The sequence below is a fragment of the Pseudomonas sp. ASL9 genome, from assembly GCF_056680335.1.
The window spans coordinates 5,519,301-5,540,239 of record NZ_CM155277.1 but is presented as its reverse complement, the minus strand read 5'-3'; the positions used below and the strand labels follow the sequence as shown (position 1 = coordinate 5,540,239).

Below are 20,939 nucleotides of genomic sequence, written 5' to 3'. Positions count from 1 at the left end.
CTTTTTTGAACTAAGGACTTGTTTTGGCAAGGACAAGCACCGCGACCGCTGCGCGGCCGATCGCGAATAAATTCACTCCTACGGCCTGGCGGCCAGAAGCAGGTCTGTGGCTTACCGAAAAACCATGTAAAAACGGGGGAAAATCCCCCACGTAAAAAAGACGTCGATCTGCCACTATTAAAAGCTCTCCCCATGTCTTGTGCGTTAATCGAGTGATACACTTTTGCACTTTTTTTATATACCTGTGGCAGCTCGGAAATTATGCGCAACGCACATGAAAACAGCTTGCAGGCTGCACTAAAAGCTTGTAAAAGCAGTTTCATATCAGTCGGTGTTTTCAGTTTGTTTGTTAACGCCCTGATGCTGGTCCCTACCTTTTATATGCTTCAGGTTTACGGTCGAGTAGTCACCAGCGGCAGTCTATCCACGTTGACCATGCTGACCATTATCATGGTCATACTGATGGTCACTACGGGACTGCTGGAGTGGATCCGTTCACGCATCATGGTCCGTGTCAGCAACAAACTGGACGTGACCCTGAGTCGCCATGTCTACAGGGCCAGTTTTCAACAGGCACTGGCCACTGGCGGCATGAACGCTTCGGCGCAGCCTCTGAGTGACCTGACCAACCTGCGTCAATTTATGACGGGCAACGGCGTATTCGCATTCTTTGATGCGCCCTGGTTGCCTATTTATGTCGCGGTCATGTTCATGTTCCACCCGTGGTATGGGTGGATGGCCGTGGGTTGCGCGATTGTTCTGATCTGTCTGGCCTTCGCCAATGAGAAGGCGACCGTCAAGCCTCTGTCGAACGCCAATAAAGAAAATACCGCTGCCAGCCTCTACACCACCAAAAACTTGCGCAATGCCGAAGTCATTGAATCCATGGGCATGCTCAATACCCTGATCAATCGCTGGTCGATGCGTCAGAAAAAAGTACTGCTTCTGCAATCGACGGCCAGCGACAATGGCGGTGCGATCACGGCAATTTCCAAGACTTTCCGCGTGCTGGTGCAGTCATTGGTTCTAGGGCTGGGCGCCTATCTGGCGGTTAACCACGAAATCAGCCAAGGGTTGGTCATGGCCGGTTCAGTCCTGCTGGGGCGCGCATTGGCCCCTATCGACCTGATTATCGGCAGTTGGAAAGGTTTTATTGCTGCGCGTGGGCAGTACAACCGCCTCAACGAAATCCTGGAAAAATTGCATTCCGAGCCAGCGCGTATGTCCTTGCCCCCGCCTGAAGGTAATGTGCAAGTCGAGAACATTATCGTCAGCGCACCGGGTTCCCGAGCGCCCATCCTTAAAGGTGTCAGTTTCACCGTTCAGGCCGGGACGGTCGTCGGCGTCATTGGCCCTAGCGCATCGGGCAAATCCACGCTAGCACGTGCGTTATTGGGGATCTGGCAAGTCCAGCACGGGGTCGTGCGCCTTGATGGTGCCGACATCAGTAATTGGGACAAGGCAGAGTTGGGGCCGCACGTCGGCTACCTGCCACAGGACATTGAGCTGTTCGAAGGCTCCGTCAGTGAAAACATCGCTCGCTTCGCCGACGTTGACGCTGAGAAGGTTATTCAGGCGGCGAAAGTGGCGGGCGTTCATGAAATGATCCTGCTGCTGCCTAGAGGCTACGACACGGTCATCGGCAGCGATGGCGTCAACCTGTCCGGCGGTCAACGCCAGCGCATTGGTCTGGCCCGGGCGATCTACGGCACGCCACGCTTGATCATCCTTGATGAACCCAACTCCAACCTTGATGAGGTTGGTGAGCGGGCATTGTCTTACGCCCTCACCTACCTGAAGGCGACGGGGTCGACCATTTTTGTCATCACCCACCGCACCAACATCTTGTCCCAACTCGATCGCCTGATGGTGATGAATGATGGCCTGCTCAGCATGTATGGGCCGACCGGACAGGTCATGGCCGAGCTTGCCGCGAAAGCAAAAGCCCAACAAAACGCAACCCAGGTCGCCTCAGGCGCAGCGCCACTCAGCGTCTGACAGGAAGATGTCGATGAATCGAAATACTCTCATTACAGCCCCCGACACTTTCAGTGATGTACCGACCTCGGACCGTAAGACGCGCCGCCTTGGGTTCAGCATTATTTTTGTGGTTTTCGGTGTATTCGGAACCTGGGCGGCTTTCGCGCCGCTGGACAGTGCAGCCTATGCGCCAGGGGTCGTGACCGTACAAACCTATCGCAAGACGGTTCAACACCTGGAGGGTGGCATCGTCAAAGACGTGCTGGTCCATGACGGCGACATCGTCAAAAAAGGCGATCCGGTCATCATTCTTGATGACAGCCAATTGCGCGCGGAATACGAGATGACCCGCAGCCAGCTTATTGCTGCCAAAGCAATGGAAGCGCGCTTGATCGCTGAGCGCGACAATCTTGCGTCGATCAACTTTGACAAAGTTGCCGAACTCAACAACGTTCGGGGCACTGAAGCACGCAATGGGGAAACCCAAGTGTTCAATGCGCGCCGTGGCGCTCGCCTGGGTCAGATTGCAGTACTGCAAGAACGAATTGGCCAGCTAAACCAGCAAATCAAGGGCACCGACGACATGATCGGTACCAAGGACAATCTGGGGAAATCCTACAGCGGCGAAATCGGTGAGTTGAACGAACTGTTGTCTCAAGGGTTCATCGATAAACAGCGTCTGCTCGAACAAGAACGCAAACTCGACATGCTTAAATCAGAAGTGGCGGACCACCGCTCTTCAATCATAAAGACGCGCCTGCAGATCAATGAAACACAGCTACAACTTGTGCAAATCAGCAAGGACTTCAATTCGGACGTGGTCAAGCAATTGGCTGAAGTCCAGACCAAGGCCTATGACCTGCAAGAACGGGATGCCGCACTTGAGGATCGGCTGAGTCGTATTGTCATCAGGGCACCGGATAATGGCATGGTCATCGGCATGACTGTCCACACCATAGGTGGCGTTGTACGGGCCGCTACGGCGCTTCTCGATATAGTGCCGTCCGTCTCTGATCTGATCGTGGAGGCCCATGTGGCGCCTGTCGACATTGATCGCATCGGCGTTGGCAAATTGGCTCAAATTCGCTTTAGCGCCTTTAACAGTGCAACGACTCCGGATATCGAAGGTATCGTCACCAAAGTGTCTGCCGACCGCCTGACCGATGAGCGAACCGGGCAGCCGTATTACTTGGCTCGGCTTCGTTTGACCGAAGCGGGTGAGAAGAAACTGGGGGATCACAAACTGGTCCCGGGTATGCCAGCGGACGCGCTGATCAACACAGGTAAACGCACGATGCTGCAATACCTGATGCAACCGGCACGTAATGCTATTTCAGAATCGATGATTGAGGAATGACCGTGCGCCTGCTTCCATGTGTGATGTTGGGGGTGCTGGCGCTGCAGGTGCATGCCGCCGAGCCGAAAACCGCTGAACCCTCCACCCTGAAACTGCCGACCTCAAGTGTCAGCGCGAAAGATTACTCAACTGACTTGATGCAGCTTTATCGTGAGTCGCGCCTGGAGGACCCTCGTGTGCTGGCGGCCTACGCCCGGACTGAGGCGGGCAAAGAGCATCAACGCGAAGCGTTCGGTTCTTTATTGCCACAAGTGACCGCGAACGCGGGTGCCAACCGTATCAAGCAAACCAGTGCGCAGATTGACCAGATTTACAATAGCGAAAACTACAGCGTGAGTTTGAGCCAGGTCATCTACAACAAGGCCGTGTGGGAGAACTTCCAGAGATACAAAAGCCTGGCGAAACAATCCGTCTCTGAATCAGAAGAAGCTCAGACTGAAGCGGCCGTCGATCTGGCGCAGCGCTACTTCACCTCCCTGGCAGACGATGATGAGCTTGAGTTGGTCCAGGCCGAGCGCCGTGCGACTCAAAAAAACCTCGATCGGGTCAACGCCCTGTACCAGAAACAACTCGCGATGATCACTGACGTGCTCGACCTCAAGGCGCGTGTTGATTCCCTGGCCGCCCAGGAAGTAGGTGCCCGTAATCAGGTCAGCTTAAGCCGGGCGGCACTGTCGGAAATTGTCGGTCGTCCGGTCACGGAAAAACTCAGCCGCATCCGCAGTGACGTGGAATTGCAGGTATCCACTGAAAGTCTTGAGCGTTGGGTCACCTTGGGCATGGCTGAAAACCCCACGCTCAAAGCCAATCAAAGCGCGGTCGAGGCTGCGGAGGCAGCCGTGCGCGGAGGTAAGGCCGGGCACTATCCAACACTCGGCGTGAACCTGAGCGCGCAAAACACGACCGAAGGCTATAACAACAGCCTGGCCCCAAAAACGGACAGTTATGTCGCCGGCCTACAGTTGTCAGTGCCCATCTACAGTGGCGGGTCAACGTCGGCGAGAGTCAGCGGGCTTTATCAGGATCAGGTCTCTGCTGAACAGCAACTAGAAGCAACGCGTCGGCAGATCGTAAAAGAGATAACCAATGCGTATTTGACCGCTGATTCAAGCGTCGAAAAAATACGTGCCGACCGCAACGCCCTGGCGTCGGCCGAACAATCGAGCATCGCCTCGCAAAAAGCATTTACCTATGGAGTGGTGAACGCCGTGGACGTCCTGACCAGCGTACAGAATGAATTCAAGGCACGTCGCGATTTGCTCAAAGCCCAGTATGACTTCATCACCAACCTGTTCATCCTCAACCGTTGGGCCGGCAAGCAGTCCAGTGAAAGCGTCGAAAGTGTCAACGTTTGGTTGGGCAGCAGCAGTAAAACAAACCCCGCCCTCGACCAGAACCCAAAACAATGATTGCAGCTCACGGTTAGCCGTTATTGCTCCTGCAAGGAGCTGGGTACTCCGCGCCGAAGGCTGCGATAAGGCGCACAAGCGCTAAAACCATATGGCATCCCAAAGAGGATAGTCTCCAATCCGCGTTACCAATCTGGCTCGCAGAGGGTTGGCGACAATGTAACGGGCTGCCTTTTTAAAGTCGTCCTCACTTCGAAGCGCTCGGTCGTAATAGCCTCTTTGCCAAAGACGACCGTTATGGTGCGTCCTGCGCTTTAGCGTCTGGCTACTGCGAGACTTCACTCGGCACATGAGATCGGGCAACGAGCCTTTTTGCAGCTCAATCATCCAGTGGAAGTGGTCTGGCATGACCACCCAGGCCAAGGAGTGAACCATGCCGCATTCTTCTGCTGACCTGAACTGCTGCACCACAAGACGTCCCAATCGCCAGTCAGAGAATACTTGCTTGCGCTGCTCAACCACCACGGTGAGTACATACACGTTACCTGGGACGGAAAATCGTCCTGTACGTAAGCGGTGTCCGTTAAATGAAGTCGACAATCCCTTTGCCTCCTCGACCATAGATCAAGTTTCCGAGGCTATGTGCAGAAGCGCTATTTTTCAAAATAATTGATTGGCGGAGTGTGTCAGGTGTACCGCATCGCAGCCTTCGGCAGCTCCTATCAACAACCTGTAAGTGATTGAAAAATAAAATATAAATGTTATTAAGTTTTCAGCAAAACGCTGATCCCCTGTAGGAGCTGCCGAAGGCTGCGAATCGCCCCGGGGTCGCGTCCGACGGAACCGGTCGCTTTCCTTATACCGCTGAAGATCGTGCCGGTCGCCCGCGACCCCGGCCTATCGCAGCCTTCGGCAGCTCCTACAGAACCCCGAAGGCCCTTCGTGTCGGACGCGACCCCGGCCTATCGCGGGCAAGCACGCTCCTACGCCCTCCGGGCAGAATCGAGACCCCGTTTGCTGCGCGACAGCACTCCTTGTCCATAAGGGCACCGCCTGCCGCCCTTCCCCCCAGAACTACGCCTATCTTGCGCGCATAAAAAAACCCGCGAAAGCCAAGGGCCACGCGGGTTCTGAATGATTTACGACTTTATATTCAATCTTTAAACGTAACAGCCAGCCCCCTTGTGAGGGGTGTGGCGTTGACGTTTCGGGCTTCACCCGGATACCGCCTTGCGGCTTCGTCCGGGTTACGCCTGCTATCAAACCTTCATGACGATGCCAGAGTAAGCACACCTGCTGCAAGGGTTGCAGCCAGAAGGCCACAACCCACTGACAACACGACTTAGCTCGTGATAGTCAGGCCAGCGTGAGACGCAACGGACATACCCACAAGCACAACATCAACCGAGCCCACATGGATATCCAGATTCCCGCCAACATCGGAAGCTGTATAGCCATGCCCAGAAGTTACCAATGCTGCACCCGTAAATCCGTTGTTGGTTTCCCCTGTCATGCCGGTCAGATTAAGAACAAAGCTGGTCGAGGTATTGGCATTGCTTATGTTAACCGTCCCGGTAGCTGCGCCCATGTTCAGGTTGATCGTGCTCGCGTTGGATACCGACGCCAGATCAACCGACCCGATGACACTGTTTACGGTCATTGCAGCCGAACTGGTTGCCCCGCCGGTGCTGGTCAAGAACCCTACCTGCGCGCCCGTCAGTGTCGACATGGACAAGTTCGCCGCACTCAAGTCAAAGCTAGGGGCATTCCCACCAACAGCAGTGACCAGATTAGCGTTGAGTGTCATCAGCGACGTGATGTATCCGCTGGCGACCGATCCGGTGATATCGATGGCATGTGCAAGCTCTTCACCCCCGAAGTTGGCCGCGTTGAGGACATTCCCCACCGAGTCACTGATGATGATGGAACTTGATCCACTTGCGCTGTAACTGTGGTTAGCGCCGCCTGCAACAGTATTGGTACCTAGCACTAACTCCCCGCTTGCGTAGTTGGTGTAGAACGTTTGCGCAACCGATGCCGATACCGTCGACGCCTGGGATACATGCACAACCGGGGCGGCCACTCCCGAGATGATATTGATGTTGGCTATCGCAGAGTTCAAGTTGCTGACCGTATCCGCGATGGTCAGTGCGTTAACGCCGCCATTGACCGCGTTGAGCGTCGCTTCCGACTCCAACGTCTGAAGATTGCTCGCGCTAACGGTATCACCTACACCCGCGTCGATATTCATGAAGCTAGCCGAGCCGACCGCTGTTGTATAAGCAGGGTTAAGCAAATGCGCTGCCGTATCGTGAAGCGTAACGGTGGTAACACCACCCTTCACAAACCCCGGAGTCGCCTGCACATTCGCCGCCGTGTCGTTGATGCTCAGGGCCGTGACTGTACCGGTTGTCTCCGACTGGATGGTTACCAGGTTGGCGATGGTCTGCTGATCCGTCACAGTGATATTGAGCGCGCCAGTCAAAAAGGCGTTGGCATTCGCGTGCAGATTGGCATAGGTGTCGCTTACGGCTGTGTAAGTCAGCGTGCCGCTGCCGATCGCTTGCTTGACCGCTTGCAACTGCGCCAGGTCAGGGGCATTAACGCCGTTGCCGGTCAGCGTCACATTCTCCCCATGCACCAGATAAGTTGAGGCGCTGGCAGCGCCGGTAGTAAGGCTGTCACCCGAGAACAAGTCCGCCGCTGTGTCGCTTATGCCGTTATTGGTCAGGGTGCCGCTACCGATCCTGGCCTGGATAGCCACCAATTGCGCCAGATCGGCGAGGCCGGTGACTGTCACATTCATGCCGCTGGCCAGAGCCGAAGCATCATTAGTCAGCGTGCCATTAGCCGATGCGTAATCCGCCGCAGTGTCGATCACACCGCCAGACGCCGTCAGCGTACCGCCGCCAATCGCCGTCTTGATGGCGTGCAACTGCGCCATGTCGGCAGAGGTGGTAACCGTTACGTTCGTGCCGGAGGTCAAGGCTGCCGAGTTGGTCGTCAGTGTGCCGCTGGCCGAAGCGTAATTTGCCGCTGTGTCGCTGATGCTGTAGCTCGCCGCGGCCTTCAAGGCATGGATCGAGTTGGCCGTCGCGACACTAATCGTGTCGCTAACCGTCACTGTCGTCGCATGACTCACCGACTCTGCACTGCCAGCAAAAATATTCGAGGATGTGTCGCTTATGCTGTAGGTCGCAGCATGGTTCCCGTTGTAGATGGACGTCGCTTGCGCAGCGGTCGCTGTGTCCGTCGCCGTTACTGTCGTCGCATGGCTCAGGGCCACGGCATCTGCTGCCGCCAGTGCGCTAGCTGTGTCGGAGATTGTCGTAAACGTCGCCGAGTGCAAGGCGTTGTATAAGGTCGTCGCGTCAACGGCACTGGTTGTGCCCGTCGCCAGCACTGTCGTCGCATGGCCCAGCGCTACAGCGTTCACTGCCGCAAGGGCAGCGGCCGTGTCGGAGATCGCCACAAACGTCGCCGTGTTCAAGACGCCGTACAAGGTCGTCGCATCGGCGGCATTGGTTGTGCCCGTCGCCAGCACTGTCGTCGCATGGCCCAGCGCCACAGCGTTCACTGCCGCAAGGGCAGCGGCCGTGTCGGAGATCGCCACAAACGTCGCCGTGTTCAAGACGCCGTACAAAGTCGTCGCATCGGCGGCATTGGTTGTGCCCGTCGCCAGCACTGTCGTCGCATGGCCCAGCGCTACAGCGTTCACTGCTGCAAGGGCTGCGGCCGTGTCGGAGATCGTCGCAAACGTCGCAGCAACGTTGCCGGTGTAGATCGTCGTCGCCTCTAGAGCAGTCGCCGTACCCGTCGCCGTTACTGTCGTCGCATGGCCCAGCGCCACAACGTTCACTGCCGCAAGGGCAGCGGCCGTGTCAGAGATCGTTGCAAACGTCGCCGTGCTCAAGACGCCGTACAAGGTCGTCGCATCGGCGGCATTGGTTGTGCCCGTCGCCAGCACTGTCGTCGCATGGCCCAGCGCCACAGCGTTCACTGCCGCAAGGGCAGCGGCCGTGTCGGAGATCGTTGCAAACGTCGCCGTGTTCAAGACGCCGTACAAGGTCGTCGCATCAGCGGCATTGGTTGTGCCCGTCGCCAGCACTGTCGTCGCATGGCCCAGCGCCACAGCGTTCACTGCCGCAAGGGCAACGGCCGTGTCGGAGATCGCTGCAAACGTCGCCGTGCTCAAGACGCCGTACAAGGTCGTCGCATCGGCGGCATTGGTCGTGCCCGTCGCCAGCACTGTTGTCGCATGGCCCAACGCCACAGCGTTCACTGCTGCAAGGGCTGCGGCCGTGTCGGAGATCGCCACAAACGTCGCCGTGTTCAAGACGCCGTACAAGGTCGTCGCATCAGCGGCATTGGTTGTGCCCGTCGCCAGCACTGTCGTCGCATGGCCCAGCGCCACAGCGTTCACTGCCGCAAGGGCAGCGGCCGTGTCGGAGATCGCCACAAACGTCGCCGTGTTCAAGACGCCGTACAAGGTCGTCGCATCGGCGGCATTGGTTGTGCCCGTCGCCAGCACTGTCGTCGCATGGCCCAGCGCTACAGCGTTCACTGCCGCAAGGGCAGCGGCCGTGTCGGAGATCGCCACAAACGTCGCCGTGTTCAAGACGCCGTACAAGGTCGTCGCATCGGCGGCATTGGTTGTGCCCGTCGCCAGCACTGTCGTCGCATGGCCCAGCGCCACAGCGTTCACTGCCGCAAGGGCAGCGGCCGTGTCGGAGATCGCCACAAACGTCGCCGTGTTCAAGACGCCGTACAAAGTCGTCGCATCGGCGGCATTGGTTGTGCCCGTCGCCAGCACTGTCGTCGCATGGCCCAGCGCTACAGCGTTCACTGCTGCAAGGGCTGCGGCCGTGTCGGAGATCGTCGCAAACGTCGCAGCAACGTTGCCGGTGTAGATCGTCGTCGCCTCTAGAGCAGTCGCCGTACCCGTCGCCGTTACTGTCGTCGCATGGCCCAGCGCCACAACGTTCACTGCCGCAAGGGCAGCGGCCGTGTCAGAGATCGTTGCAAACGTCGCCGTGCTCAAGACGCCGTACAAGGTCGTCGCATCGGCGGCATTGGTTGTGCCCGTCGCCAGCACTGTCGTCGCATGGCCCAGCGCCACAGCGTTCACTGCTGCAAGGGCAGCGGCCGTGTCGGAGATCGTTGCAAACGTCGCCGTGTTCAAGACGCCGTACAAGGTCGTCGCATCGGCGGCATTGGTTGTGCCCGTCGCCAGCACTGTCGTCGCATGGCCCAGCGCCACAGCGTTCACTGCTGCAAGGGCAACGGCCGTGTCGGAGATCGCTGCAAACGTCGCCGTGCTCAAGACGCCGTACAAGGTCGTCGCATCGGCGGCATTGGTCGTGCCCGTCGCCAGCACTGTCGTCGCATGGCTCAGCGCCACAGCGTTCACTGCCGCAAGGGCAGCGGCCGTGTCGGAGATCGCCACAAACGTCGCCGTGTTCAAGACGCCGTACAAAGTCGTCGCATCGGCGGCATTGGTTGTGCCCGTCGCCAGCACTGTCGTCGCATGGCCCAGCGCTACAGCGTTCACTGCTGCAAGGGCTGCGGCCGTGTCGGAGATCGTCGCAAACGTCGCAGCAACGTTGCCGGTGTAGATCGTCGTCGCCTCTAGAGCAGTCGCCGTACCCGTCGCCGTTACTGTCGTCGCATGGCCCAGCGCCACAGCGTTCACTGCCGCAAGGGCAGCGGCCGTGTCGGAGATCGTTGCAAACGTCGCCGTGCTCAAGACGCCGTACAAGGTCGTCGCATCGGCGGCATTGGTTGTGCCCGTCGCCAGCACTGTCGTCGCATGGCCCAGCGCTACAGCGCTCACTGCTGCAAGGGCTGCGGCCGTGTCGGAGATCGTCGCAAACGTCGCCGTGTTCAAGACGCCGTACAAAGTCGTCGCATCGGCGGCATTGGTTGTGCCCGTCGCCAGCACTGTCGTCGCATGGCCCAGCGCTACAGCGTTCACTGCTGCAAGGGCTGCGGCCGTGTCGGAGATCGTCGCAAACGTCGCAGCAACGTTGCCGGTGTAGATCGTCGTCGCCTCTAGAGCAGTCGCCGTACCCGTCGCCGTTACTGTCGTCGCATGGCCCAGCGCCACAGCGTTCACTGCCGCAAGGGCAGCGGCCGTGTCAGAGATCGTTGCAAACGTCGCCGTGCTCAAGACGCCGTACAAGGTCGTCGCATCAGCGGCATTGGTTGTGCCCGTCGCCAGCACTGTTGTCGCATGGCCCAGCGCCACAGCGTTCACTGCCGCAAGGGCAGCGGCCGTGTCGGAGATCGCCACAAACGTCGCCGTGTTCAAGACGCCGTACAAAGTCGTCGCATCGGCGGCATTGGTTGTGCCCGTCGCCAGCACTGTCGTCGCATGGCCCAGCGCTACAGCGTTCACTGCCGCAAGGGCAGCGGCCGTGTCGGAGATTGCCACAAACGTCGCCGTGTTCAAGACGCCGTACAAGGTCGTCGCATCGGCGGCATTGGTTGTGCCCGTCGCCAGCACTGTCGTCGCATGGCCCAGCGCCACAGCGTTCACTGCCGCAAGGGCAGCGGCCGTGTCGGAGATCGCCACAAACGTCGCCGTGTTCAAGACGCCGTACAAAGTCGTCGCATCGGCGGCATTGGTTGTGCCCGTCGCCAGCACTGTCGTCGCATGGCCCAGCGCTACAGCGTTCACTGCTGCAAGGGCTGCGGCCGTGTCGGAGATCGTCGCAAACGTCGCAGCAACGTTGCCGGTGTAGATCGTCGTCGCCTCTAGAGCAGTCGCCGTACCCGTCGCCGTTACTGTCGTCGCATGGCCCAGCGCCACAACGTTCACTGCCGCAAGGGCAGCGGCCGTGTCAGAGATCGTTGCAAACGTCGCCGTGCTCAAGACGCCGTACAAGGTCGTCGCATCGGCGGCATTGGTTGTGCCCGTCGCCAGCACTGTCGTCGCATGGCCCAGCGCCACAGCGTTCACTGCCGCAAGGGCAGCGGCCGTGTCGGAGATCGTTGCAAACGTCGCCGTGTTCAAGACGCCGTACAAGGTCGTCGCATCAGCGGCATTGGTTGTGCCCGTCGCCAGCACTGTCGTCGCATGGCCCAGCGCCACAGCGTTCACTGCCGCAAGGGCAACGGCCGTGTCGGAGATCGCTGCAAACGTCGCCGTGCTCAAGACGCCGTACAAGGTCGTCGCATCGGCGGCATTGGTCGTGCCCGTCGCCAGCACTGTTGTCGCATGGCCCAACGCCACAGCGTTCACTGCTGCAAGGGCTGCGGCCGTGTCGGAGATCGCCACAAACGTCGCCGTGTTCAAGACGCCGTACAAGGTCGTCGCATCAGCGGCATTGGTTGTGCCCGTCGCCAGCACTGTCGTCGCATGGCCCAGCGCCACAGCGTTCACTGCCGCAAGGGCAGCGGCCGTGTCGGAGATCGCCACAAACGTCGCCGTGTTCAAGACGCCGTACAAGGTCGTCGCATCGGCGGCATTGGTTGTGCCCGTCGCCAGCACTGTCGTCGCATGGCCCAGCGCTACAGCGTTCACTGCCGCAAGGGCAGCGGCCGTGTCGGAGATCGCCACAAACGTCGCCGTGTTCAAGACGCCGTACAAGGTCGTCGCATCGGCGGCATTGGTTGTGCCCGTCGCCAGCACTGTCGTCGCATGGCCCAGCGCCACAGCGTTCACTGCCGCAAGGGCAGCGGCCGTGTCGGAGATCGCCACAAACGTCGCCGTGTTCAAGACGCCGTACAAAGTCGTCGCATCGGCGGCATTGGTTGTGCCCGTCGCCAGCACTGTCGTCGCATGGCCCAGCGCTACAGCGTTCACTGCTGCAAGGGCTGCGGCCGTGTCGGAGATCGTCGCAAACGTCGCAGCAACGTTGCCGGTGTAGATCGTCGTCGCCTCTAGAGCAGTCGCCGTACCCGTCGCCGTTACTGTCGTCGCATGGCCCAGCGCCACAACGTTCACTGCCGCAAGGGCAGCGGCCGTGTCAGAGATCGTTGCAAACGTCGCCGTGCTCAAGACGCCGTACAAGGTCGTCGCATCGGCGGCATTGGTTGTGCCCGTCGCCAGCACTGTCGTCGCATGGCCCAGCGCCACAGCGTTCACTGCTGCAAGGGCAGCGGCCGTGTCGGAGATCGTTGCAAACGTCGCCGTGTTCAAGACGCCGTACAAGGTCGTCGCATCGGCGGCATTGGTTGTGCCCGTCGCCAGCACTGTCGTCGCATGGCCCAGCGCCACAGCGTTCACTGCCGCAAGGGCAACGGCCGTGTCGGAGATCGCTGCAAACGTCGCCGTGCTCAAGACGCCGTACAAGGTCGTCGCATCGGCGGCATTGGTCGTGCCCGTCGCCAGCACTGTTGTCGCATGGCCCAACGCCACAGCGTTCACTGCTGCAAGGGCTGCGGCCGTGTCGGAGATCGCCACAAACGTCGCCGTGTTCAAGACGCCGTACAAGGTCGTCGCATCAGCGGCATTGGTTGTGCCCGTCGCCAGCACTGTCGTCGCATGGCCCAGCGCTACAGCGTTCACTGCCGCAAGGGCAGCGGCCGTGTCGGAGATCGCCACAAACGTCGCCGTGTTCAAGACGCCGTACAAGGTCGTCGCATCGGCGGCATTGGTTGTGCCCGTCGCCAGCACTGTCGTCGCATGGCCCAGCGCTACAGCGTTCACTGCCGCAAGGGCAGCGGCCGTGTCGGAGATCGCCACAAACGTCGCCGTGTTCAAGACGCCGTACAAGGTCGTCGCATCGGCGGCATTGGTTGTGCCCGTCGCCAGCACTGTCGTCGCATGGCCCAGCGCCACAGCGTTCACTGCCGCAAGGGCAGCGGCCGTGTCGGAGATCGCCACAAACGTCGCCGTGTTCAAGACGCCGTACAAAGTCGTCGCATCGGCGGCATTGGTTGTGCCCGTCGCCAGCACTGTCGTCGCATGGCCCAGCGCTACAGCGTTCACTGCTGCAAGGGCTGCGGCCGTGTCGGAGATCGTCGCAAACGTCGCAGCAACGTTGCCGGTGTAGATCGTCGTCGCCTCTAGAGCAGTCGCCGTACCCGTCGCCGTTACTGTCGTCGCATGGCCCAGCGCCACAACGTTCACTGCCGCAAGGGCAGCGGCCGTGTCAGAGATCGTTGCAAACGTCGCCGTGCTCAAGACGCCGTACAAGGTCGTCGCATCGGCGGCATTGGTTGTGCCCGTCGCCAGCACTGTCGTCGCATGGCCCAGCGCCACAGCGTTCACTGCTGCAAGGGCAGCGGCCGTGTCGGAGATCGTTGCAAACGTCGCCGTGTTCAAGACGCCGTACAAGGTCGTCGCATCGGCGGCATTGGTTGTGCCCGTCGCCAGCACTGTCGTCGCATGGCCCAGCGCCACAGCGTTCACTGCTGCAAGGGCAACGGCCGTGTCGGAGATCGCTGCAAACGTCGCCGTGCTCAAGACGCCGTACAAGGTCGTCGCATCGGCGGCATTGGTTGTGCCCGTCGCCAGCACTGTCGTCGCATGGCCCAGCGCCACAGCGTTCACTGCCGCAAGGGCTGCGGCCGTGTCGGAGATCATCGCAAACGTCGCAGCAACGTTGCCGGTGTAGATCGTCGTCGCCTCTAGAGCAGTCGCCGTACCCGTCGCCGTTACTGTCGTCGCATGGCCCAGCGCCACAACGTTCACTGCCGCAAGGGCAGCGGCCGTGTCAGAGATCGTTGCAAACGTCGCCGTGCTCAAGACGCCGTACAAGGTCGTCGCATCGGCGGCATTGGTTGTGCCCGTCGCCAGCACTGTTGTCGCATGGCCCAGCGCCACAGCGTTCACTGCTGCAAGGGCAGCGGCCGTGTCGGAGATCGTCGCAAACGTCGCCGCATGGTTGCCAGTGTAGATGATCGTCGCCTGTGCAGCAGTCGCCACACCCAATGCCGTCACCGCAGCAGCATTGCCCAACAGCAAAGCAGCGGCGCCAGCAAGAGCCGTGGCATTGTCGCTAACTGTGTAGGTGTATCCATTAAGCGCTACATGCAGATCGCCAACGCCGGTACCAAAGAGTGTCAGTGCATCCGCCACCGACAACCCGGTCACATTGGCCGTCAGACTAATCGACGAAGCCGCGAGCACAGCAGCATCGCTCGCATGGTTCAGCAAAGCCGCCGCCGTATCGCTGATCGAGTACGAAACCACCCCGGCAGTATGTTGCACAATCGCGGCATCTGCGGCCAAAACCGCTGTGACGATCATGTTATTGCCTGCGGCGCCCATAGCAGCCACATAGGCGGTGTTGCCTGCGAAAACGCTATAGGTCAACGTGACCGGTGTCGCCGAGGACGGCACGACGACCGAAACATTCTGGTAGTGATTATTCGCAATGTAAGTGGTCAGCGCGGTGTAGTCCGCCAACGAATCCGACGCAGCGGTTACATCAATGATCGTACCGTGCCCTTTCCAGGCACTCTCTAGCGCTGTCACATAGCCAGGGTTATTGACAAAGTCGCCATAGCTGAGGGTAATCGGCGTCGAGAACCCAGGGACAACAACGACCCCGTTATCGCCAAGAGCGCTAAAGGCCGCGTTGTAATCGGTCAGCGACATCGAGGTGGCGATAAGGGTGATCGGGCTATTCGTTGCTTTCAGCAACCCGATATAGGCCGTGTTGGCGGTACTGGTGAAGTCGCTGTACGTCAGCGTTACTGGCGCTGCCGCTGGCATCACGACGGAACCATTGGCGTAGCCGTGCAGCGCCGACACTGCGGCGTTGTAGTCGGCCAACGAGGTCGAAGCCGCTGTCAGATGGAGGAAATCCCTCGCTGCTTCCAGCGACTGCACATAGCCCGCATTGTTCGTGCCGATGAAATCAGCAAAGGCCAATGTCACGGTTTCGCCGGAGGTCAGCACGACGCTGCCATGCACGTAGCCATGCAGCGCTGTCATCGCATCGGCGTAACCCGCCTGCGTTGTGGTGATCTGAAACGTGTCGCCCGCTGCCTCAAGTGCCGCTATGTAGCTCGCGTTCGCGATATCGGTAACGATCGACAAATCCAGCGTGATCGACTGCAACGAAGCTGGCAGTACGACGGAACCATTAGCATGGCCATGCAGCGCCAACACTGCGGTGTTGTAATCGGCCAAGCCAGCCGACGCTGCATTCACCTGTATCGACGTCGCCAAGGCCAGGGCAGCCAGGCCGAGAGCAGCGACATTCGCAGTGGTGTCGACGACGGTCAGGGTCTCGCCGTCAGCCATTGTGGTGCTGGCGCCCAGCGCTGCCAGCACGGTGGCGGTGGACGCGCTGATGACGGCGCTGTCGCTGATAACGATACCGTTGGCATGCACGCCAGCGGCGTTGATCGCTGCCACGCCTGCATGCGAGGTCAGGTTGCTAACGGTGTCGCTGATGGTCAGATTACCGCCAGCAGTAAAGCCATGGATGTGTTCCAGCTGAGCGGCTTCAGCCACCGTTACAACGTTGTCGTCCGGCGCGCTCGTGTCGATGGTCACCGTGGTCGCAAGGTGCGAGGCGATGGACGGATCGAGCAACTGGGCCGCCGTGGCGGTATTGATGGTCAAGCTGGCAAGGTTGAACTTGGTAGCAGAAGTGCTTACCAGTAATGCCTCAAATTGCGTTGCCGAAGCCACGCCGGAGACAAAAATGGTCGAGGCGCCGGAAATAACAGCCGGAGTAGCGTCCAGTACGCTCAGTACGTTGGTAGCCGAGTCGGTGATTGAGTAGCCACCTGTGTAACCACCCGTCACCGCCAGGGCCGCTTGTGCCCCGGTCAGCGTGCCGGTAATCGCGGCATGCGTGAGGTCGACGGTAAAGCCGTCAACATTCACGGCAGCCACCAGGACGCCCAGGGCGTTCAGGTTGGCCCCGGTCAGGGAGCCGGTCAGCGTCAGGCTGGACACATGCATCGCGTTGATGCGAGCCTCGACGGCAACGATAACCCCAGCAGCGAGCACATTAGCCGTAGTGTCTTGCAGGACCAGTGTTACATCAGTACCTGCTGTGGCGTGGATCGCGCTCAGCTTGGTGAGGGTGGCGACAGTGACCGATGCATCAGTGTTAATTTGAACGTTGGCGGAATGCACGCCGGCGAAAGCGATCGCCTTGGTCATCGACGCCGAAGTCAGGTTGGCTACCGTGTCTGAAATAGTGAGGGTGCCTGAGGCGGCGGTGAAACTCGCCAGCGTCTCCAGTTTCAGCGCCTGGGCCACGTTAACCGTGTCGGCAGTGCCATCGCTGCCCAACAAGGCGACAGAGGTGGCGCCGCTCAAGGCGGCTACGTTTGCAGGGTTGAGCAGGTCAGCTGCGGTTGCCGACACACCGTAGTGCGCCAGTTTGTGGCTGCTGGCCCATACGGCTTGCCCGATAGTAAGGCCCGTCGGGGTATTCGTCACCAGGCTCAGGTTTGCGGTGGCAATCGACACCTGCAGGTTGGCGACATCGCCCGCCGACAGATTGTTACCGCTGACATAAATATGGGCCGCGCCTGTCACAGCGGTAGTCGTGCTGGATGCCAGCAGATTAGCGGCCGTGTCCGACAGCGTATACGGCCCAGCATAGTGAGCATTCAACAGCGTGGTGATTTGGGCGACCGTCTCATTACCAGCGGTAATCGTCGCCCCACTCAGGTTCAGCTTGCCTGCATAAGCTGCGTTGGCGATGTTGTTTAGATCGGAGGTAAGGGTGGCAACATCGGCCGCCAGCAAATTGCCAGTGATGGCGACTGTGGTTGCCAGACCCAGGGCAGACAGGCCGGAATGAATATTGGCCGCCGTATCCGAGACCGTCAGTGTCACGCCCAGTCCGTTTGCATCTGTGACCGCCAACTGGGCGTGAATCGCCGACAGAATCTTAGCGGTTGCGACGCTGACCTTCGCGCTGTCGGACACGACGACAGTAACACCGCCACCAGTAAGAATGGCCTTCTGAATCATCACCTGCGCGGCGCTGGGAGTCAGATTGGTCACTTTGTCGGAGATGGTCAGTAAGCCAGCGCTGTTGAAGCCCTTCAGGCCTTCGAGTTTGGTCGCTTGTAAGACGGTCACCACGTTGTCGCTAGGGGTGTTAGCGATCAGCGTAACGCTGCTTTCCAGAGCCAGGGCGGCCGCGTTGCTGGCATTCAGCAGGTCCGCCGTCGTCCCGGTGATGTTCGCCGTGACAGTGCGCGCGGAGGTTTTCAACGCCAACAGTGCGGTCAGGCTACCTGCAACATCGCCGATGGTGTCATTGACAACCAAAGCCGTTGTTTTGCTGTTGGTGACGACAGAACCCGTAAGGGCGGCGTTTGCCAGAATGTTGGCCGCCGTGTCGTTGATGGTCGTATAGGTGACCGTCCCCGTCGTGTTGGCAGCATCGATCGCCAGCAATTGGACAACTGTGGCGGCGCTTGTCAGCGTCACAGTGATGCCAGCCTTCACGAAACTATTGGCCGTCGTGCCAGTGACCAGGTTGGCGGCCGTGTCGCTGATGCTGGTGTAGGTGACCGCTCCAGTCGTGTTAGCAGCATCGATCGCCGTCAACTGGGCGATCGTGGCGGCGCCTGTCACCGTTACGGCGACTCCGGCGGTCACGAAACTATTGGCCGTCGTGACAATGATCAGGTTGACCGTCGTGACACTTGTCAGGTGGGCAGCCGTGTCGCTGATGCTGGTAGCGGTTAGCGCTCCAGTCAGGTCGGCAGCATGGATCGCCGTCAACTGGGCGATCGTGGCGGCGGTTGTCACCGTCACGGCGACGCCAGCCTTCACGAGTGTGCTGAGCGCACCGTTAGTACCGCTGAACAGACCGGCGGCCGTGTCGCTGATGCTGGTGTAGGTGACCGCTCCAGTTGTGTTGGCAGCATCGATCGCCGTCAATTGGGCAATTGTGGCGGCGCTTGTCAGTGTCACGGCGACGCCGGCCTTCACGAAACTGTTGACCGTCGTGCCAGTGATCAGGTTTGCGACCGTGTCGCTGATGCTGTTAGCGGTGAGCGCTCCGGTCGTGTCGGCAGCATGAATCGCCGTCAACTGGGCGATCGTGGCGGCGGTTGTCACCGTTACGGCGACGCCGGCCTTCACGAGTGTGCTGAGCGCACCGTTAGTGCCACTGAACAGACCGGCTGCGGTATCGCTGATGCTGGTATAGGTTACCGCTCCAGTCGTGTTGGCAGCATCGATTGCCGTTAATTGGGCGATTGTGGCGGCGGTTGTCACCGTTACGGCGACGCCGGCCTTCACGAAACTATTGACCGTCGTGCCGCTGATCAGGTTGGCGGCCGTGTCGCTGATGGTGTTCGCGGTAATCACGCCTGTCGATCCGACAGCTGACTGAACGGCATTAAGCTGCGCAATAGTCGCTGCGCTGGTAACGGTGGCGTTTTGATTGGTCAGGAATGTCGTGCCGCTCAAGCCACCCAGTGTTACCAAGCTGGCAGCGGTGTCGGCTATCGTCAGCCCGTTAGCCGCGATGCGCGGGAGCACTTGGGCGACCGCGTTGGCCGTACCTTGCAGCGTTGTCGCCTGAGCCGCAGTGATAGTGCCGGTAACGGCCAGGGTGTAGGTGGTGGTGATCTTGCCCAAAACGGCTGCGTCGGCGACCAGCTGCGCTGCCGTGACGGTGGCCGTACCAGGTGTAGCGTCACTCAGCACAATGCTTGCAATCTGGCTATTTTTCGCTTGGAGGCCGGCTAGATTGCTAATCAAGAAGACGTTTGCTTTTGTATCCGAGATCGTCAACCCAGTGGCACTGGAGAGTAGCGCCGCCGCAACAGTAATAGGAGTAATAGTAGGCATTAAATTTTCCTGAGCACAAATTCAGATTTGAGCGGCTTTAGCAGCCGGATGCTTTCGTACACCAGGCCATCAGGGGCCGGTTACCTGCTTCATAATTGGGTGAAACGTAATGCGGGCGCGACCTGGATGCCATTATTGGTGCCATATTTGCGCCATTATCGGGGCCATATTTAAGCCATTATTGGTGCCATATCCACGCCATTATTGGTGCCATTATCTGTGAAAAATCGAATATTTAGCCCTGTTTTTGAGCACGTTTCCGGGAGAGATACCCTAGAACGCGAACCAAAAATACGGGCAACCATTTTTTGCGAGAGTTACGGCACGGCCTGATTTTGAGGTACTTGACGCACACGGCGGATCGATTATTTCAATACGTCTCTCTGAAAATTCAGAAGATTTTTATGAAATTAACATCAAATGCAAAGCGCACTACTTATTGGGAGCGAATCTAGCATAAGTAAATACAGAATGGATCCAGACGCCAAAAAATTTTTCCCAACGCAGTTTTTTCAAGGTGGTTGTCGCATCAATCGTACGGCTGTAGCGCCTTTCTCAGCCTGAATCCAGGGATTAAAAGCCCCCGCTACGTCTGTAGTACCGCGAGTTACGCCTATGTAGGCAAGCGCCCAGAGGATGAACATCGCAATGTAATGCAGCACCTAGATAAGTGGCCTATAAAAAACCTTAGTGGTCACATGCGCCGCACCCTCAAGTACGAAACCACGACTGGTTCACAAATACCGGGCAACTAAGCACCTTGTTTTTTCTGTCGAATCCAGGGGGGTGGTAATAGAAGGCTCGGGCTGGCCTTCGACGCCGCGCTGTCGCGCTGCAAACGGGGTATTTGGTTCACTCTGAATTCCCGTGGGAGCAGGCTTGCAACTACGCGTCCCAATGCGAACGCGCTGGATCAGGCTCAAATATCCCGCAAGTCATGACGTTCTGCTTTACACGACACATGACGGCCTCTTCGCAGGCAAGCCTGCTCCCACAGAGGAATAAGGTACAACGAGTGGACCGTGTTGAATGGTCTTCGCAGACAAGACTACGCGTCCCGGTCGCTCCTACAAGAGCTCTGCGGCTGGCTGAAATTCTAATAATATTTATGCTTTTTTTATAGAAGACGCCGCGCTGTCGCGCCGCAAACGGGGTTCTGTAGGAGCTGCCGAAGGCTGCGAATAAGCCCGGCACGGGCTTCCGGCGGGCTCGGTCTTGACCATGAAGCCATGATCACCGGCTGGCCGATGTTAGAGCAAGGTAAGACCGGTGGACCGCGTTGAATGGTCTTCGCAGACAAGACTACGCGTCCCGCGATCGGTCCGGGGTCGCGCCCGACCGTAGCAGTTGCAAAATTAGCGAGTTCGATTCTGACAGTAGAACGGTGCTCAGCATTTTTGGGACCGCTTCGCGATCCATCGCAGCCTTCGGCAGCTCCTACAGGGCTCTGCGTTTGGCTGAAAATCTAATAATATTTATGCTTTTTTTCAATGGGCTATCTGTTGCTTGGTGACCATCG

General features: G+C 59.0%; 5 protein-coding genes. 3 read left to right on the top strand and 2 right to left on the bottom strand.

Annotated elements, in window-relative coordinates:
• The first annotated feature begins 261 nt into the window (after nt 1-261).
• Genes AC1ME2_RS25460 through AC1ME2_RS25450 form a run of 3 tightly spaced genes read left to right on the top strand, consistent with a single transcriptional unit; the run spans nt 262 to nt 4,746 of the window.
• Nucleotides 262-1,998, top strand: coding sequence for a type I secretion system permease/ATPase (locus AC1ME2_RS25460; RefSeq protein ID WP_480437859.1), 1,737 nt, complete (start codon nt 262-264; stop codon nt 1,996-1,998).
• Nucleotides 1,999-2,011: 13 nt separating this feature from the next.
• The gene (locus tag AC1ME2_RS25455) at nt 2,012-3,337 is read left to right on the top strand and encodes an HlyD family type I secretion periplasmic adaptor subunit (RefSeq protein WP_480437857.1); all 1,326 of its coding nucleotides are present in this window, start codon (nt 2,012-2,014) and stop codon (nt 3,335-3,337) included.
• The gene (locus AC1ME2_RS25450) at nt 3,334-4,746 is read left to right on the top strand and encodes a TolC family outer membrane protein (protein ID WP_480437854.1); all 1,413 of its coding nucleotides are present in this window, start codon (nt 3,334-3,336) and stop codon (nt 4,744-4,746) included. The genes AC1ME2_RS25455 and AC1ME2_RS25450 overlap by 4 nt, the downstream gene beginning before the upstream one ends.
• Nucleotides 4,747-4,827: 81 nt before the next feature.
• Here the strand turns inward: AC1ME2_RS25450 and AC1ME2_RS25445 are convergent, their stop codons facing one another.
• Nucleotides 4,828-5,286, bottom strand: a complete 459-nt coding sequence (locus AC1ME2_RS25445) for an REP-associated tyrosine transposase (protein WP_480442330.1) — start codon at nt 5,284-5,286, stop codon at nt 4,828-4,830.
• 742 nt (nt 5,287-6,028) lie between these two features.
• Entirely contained in the window at nt 6,029-19,420 is a 13,392-nt protein-coding gene (locus AC1ME2_RS25440; protein WP_480437852.1) for a hypothetical protein, read from the bottom strand.
• Nucleotides 19,421-20,939 lie beyond the last annotated feature (1,519 nt).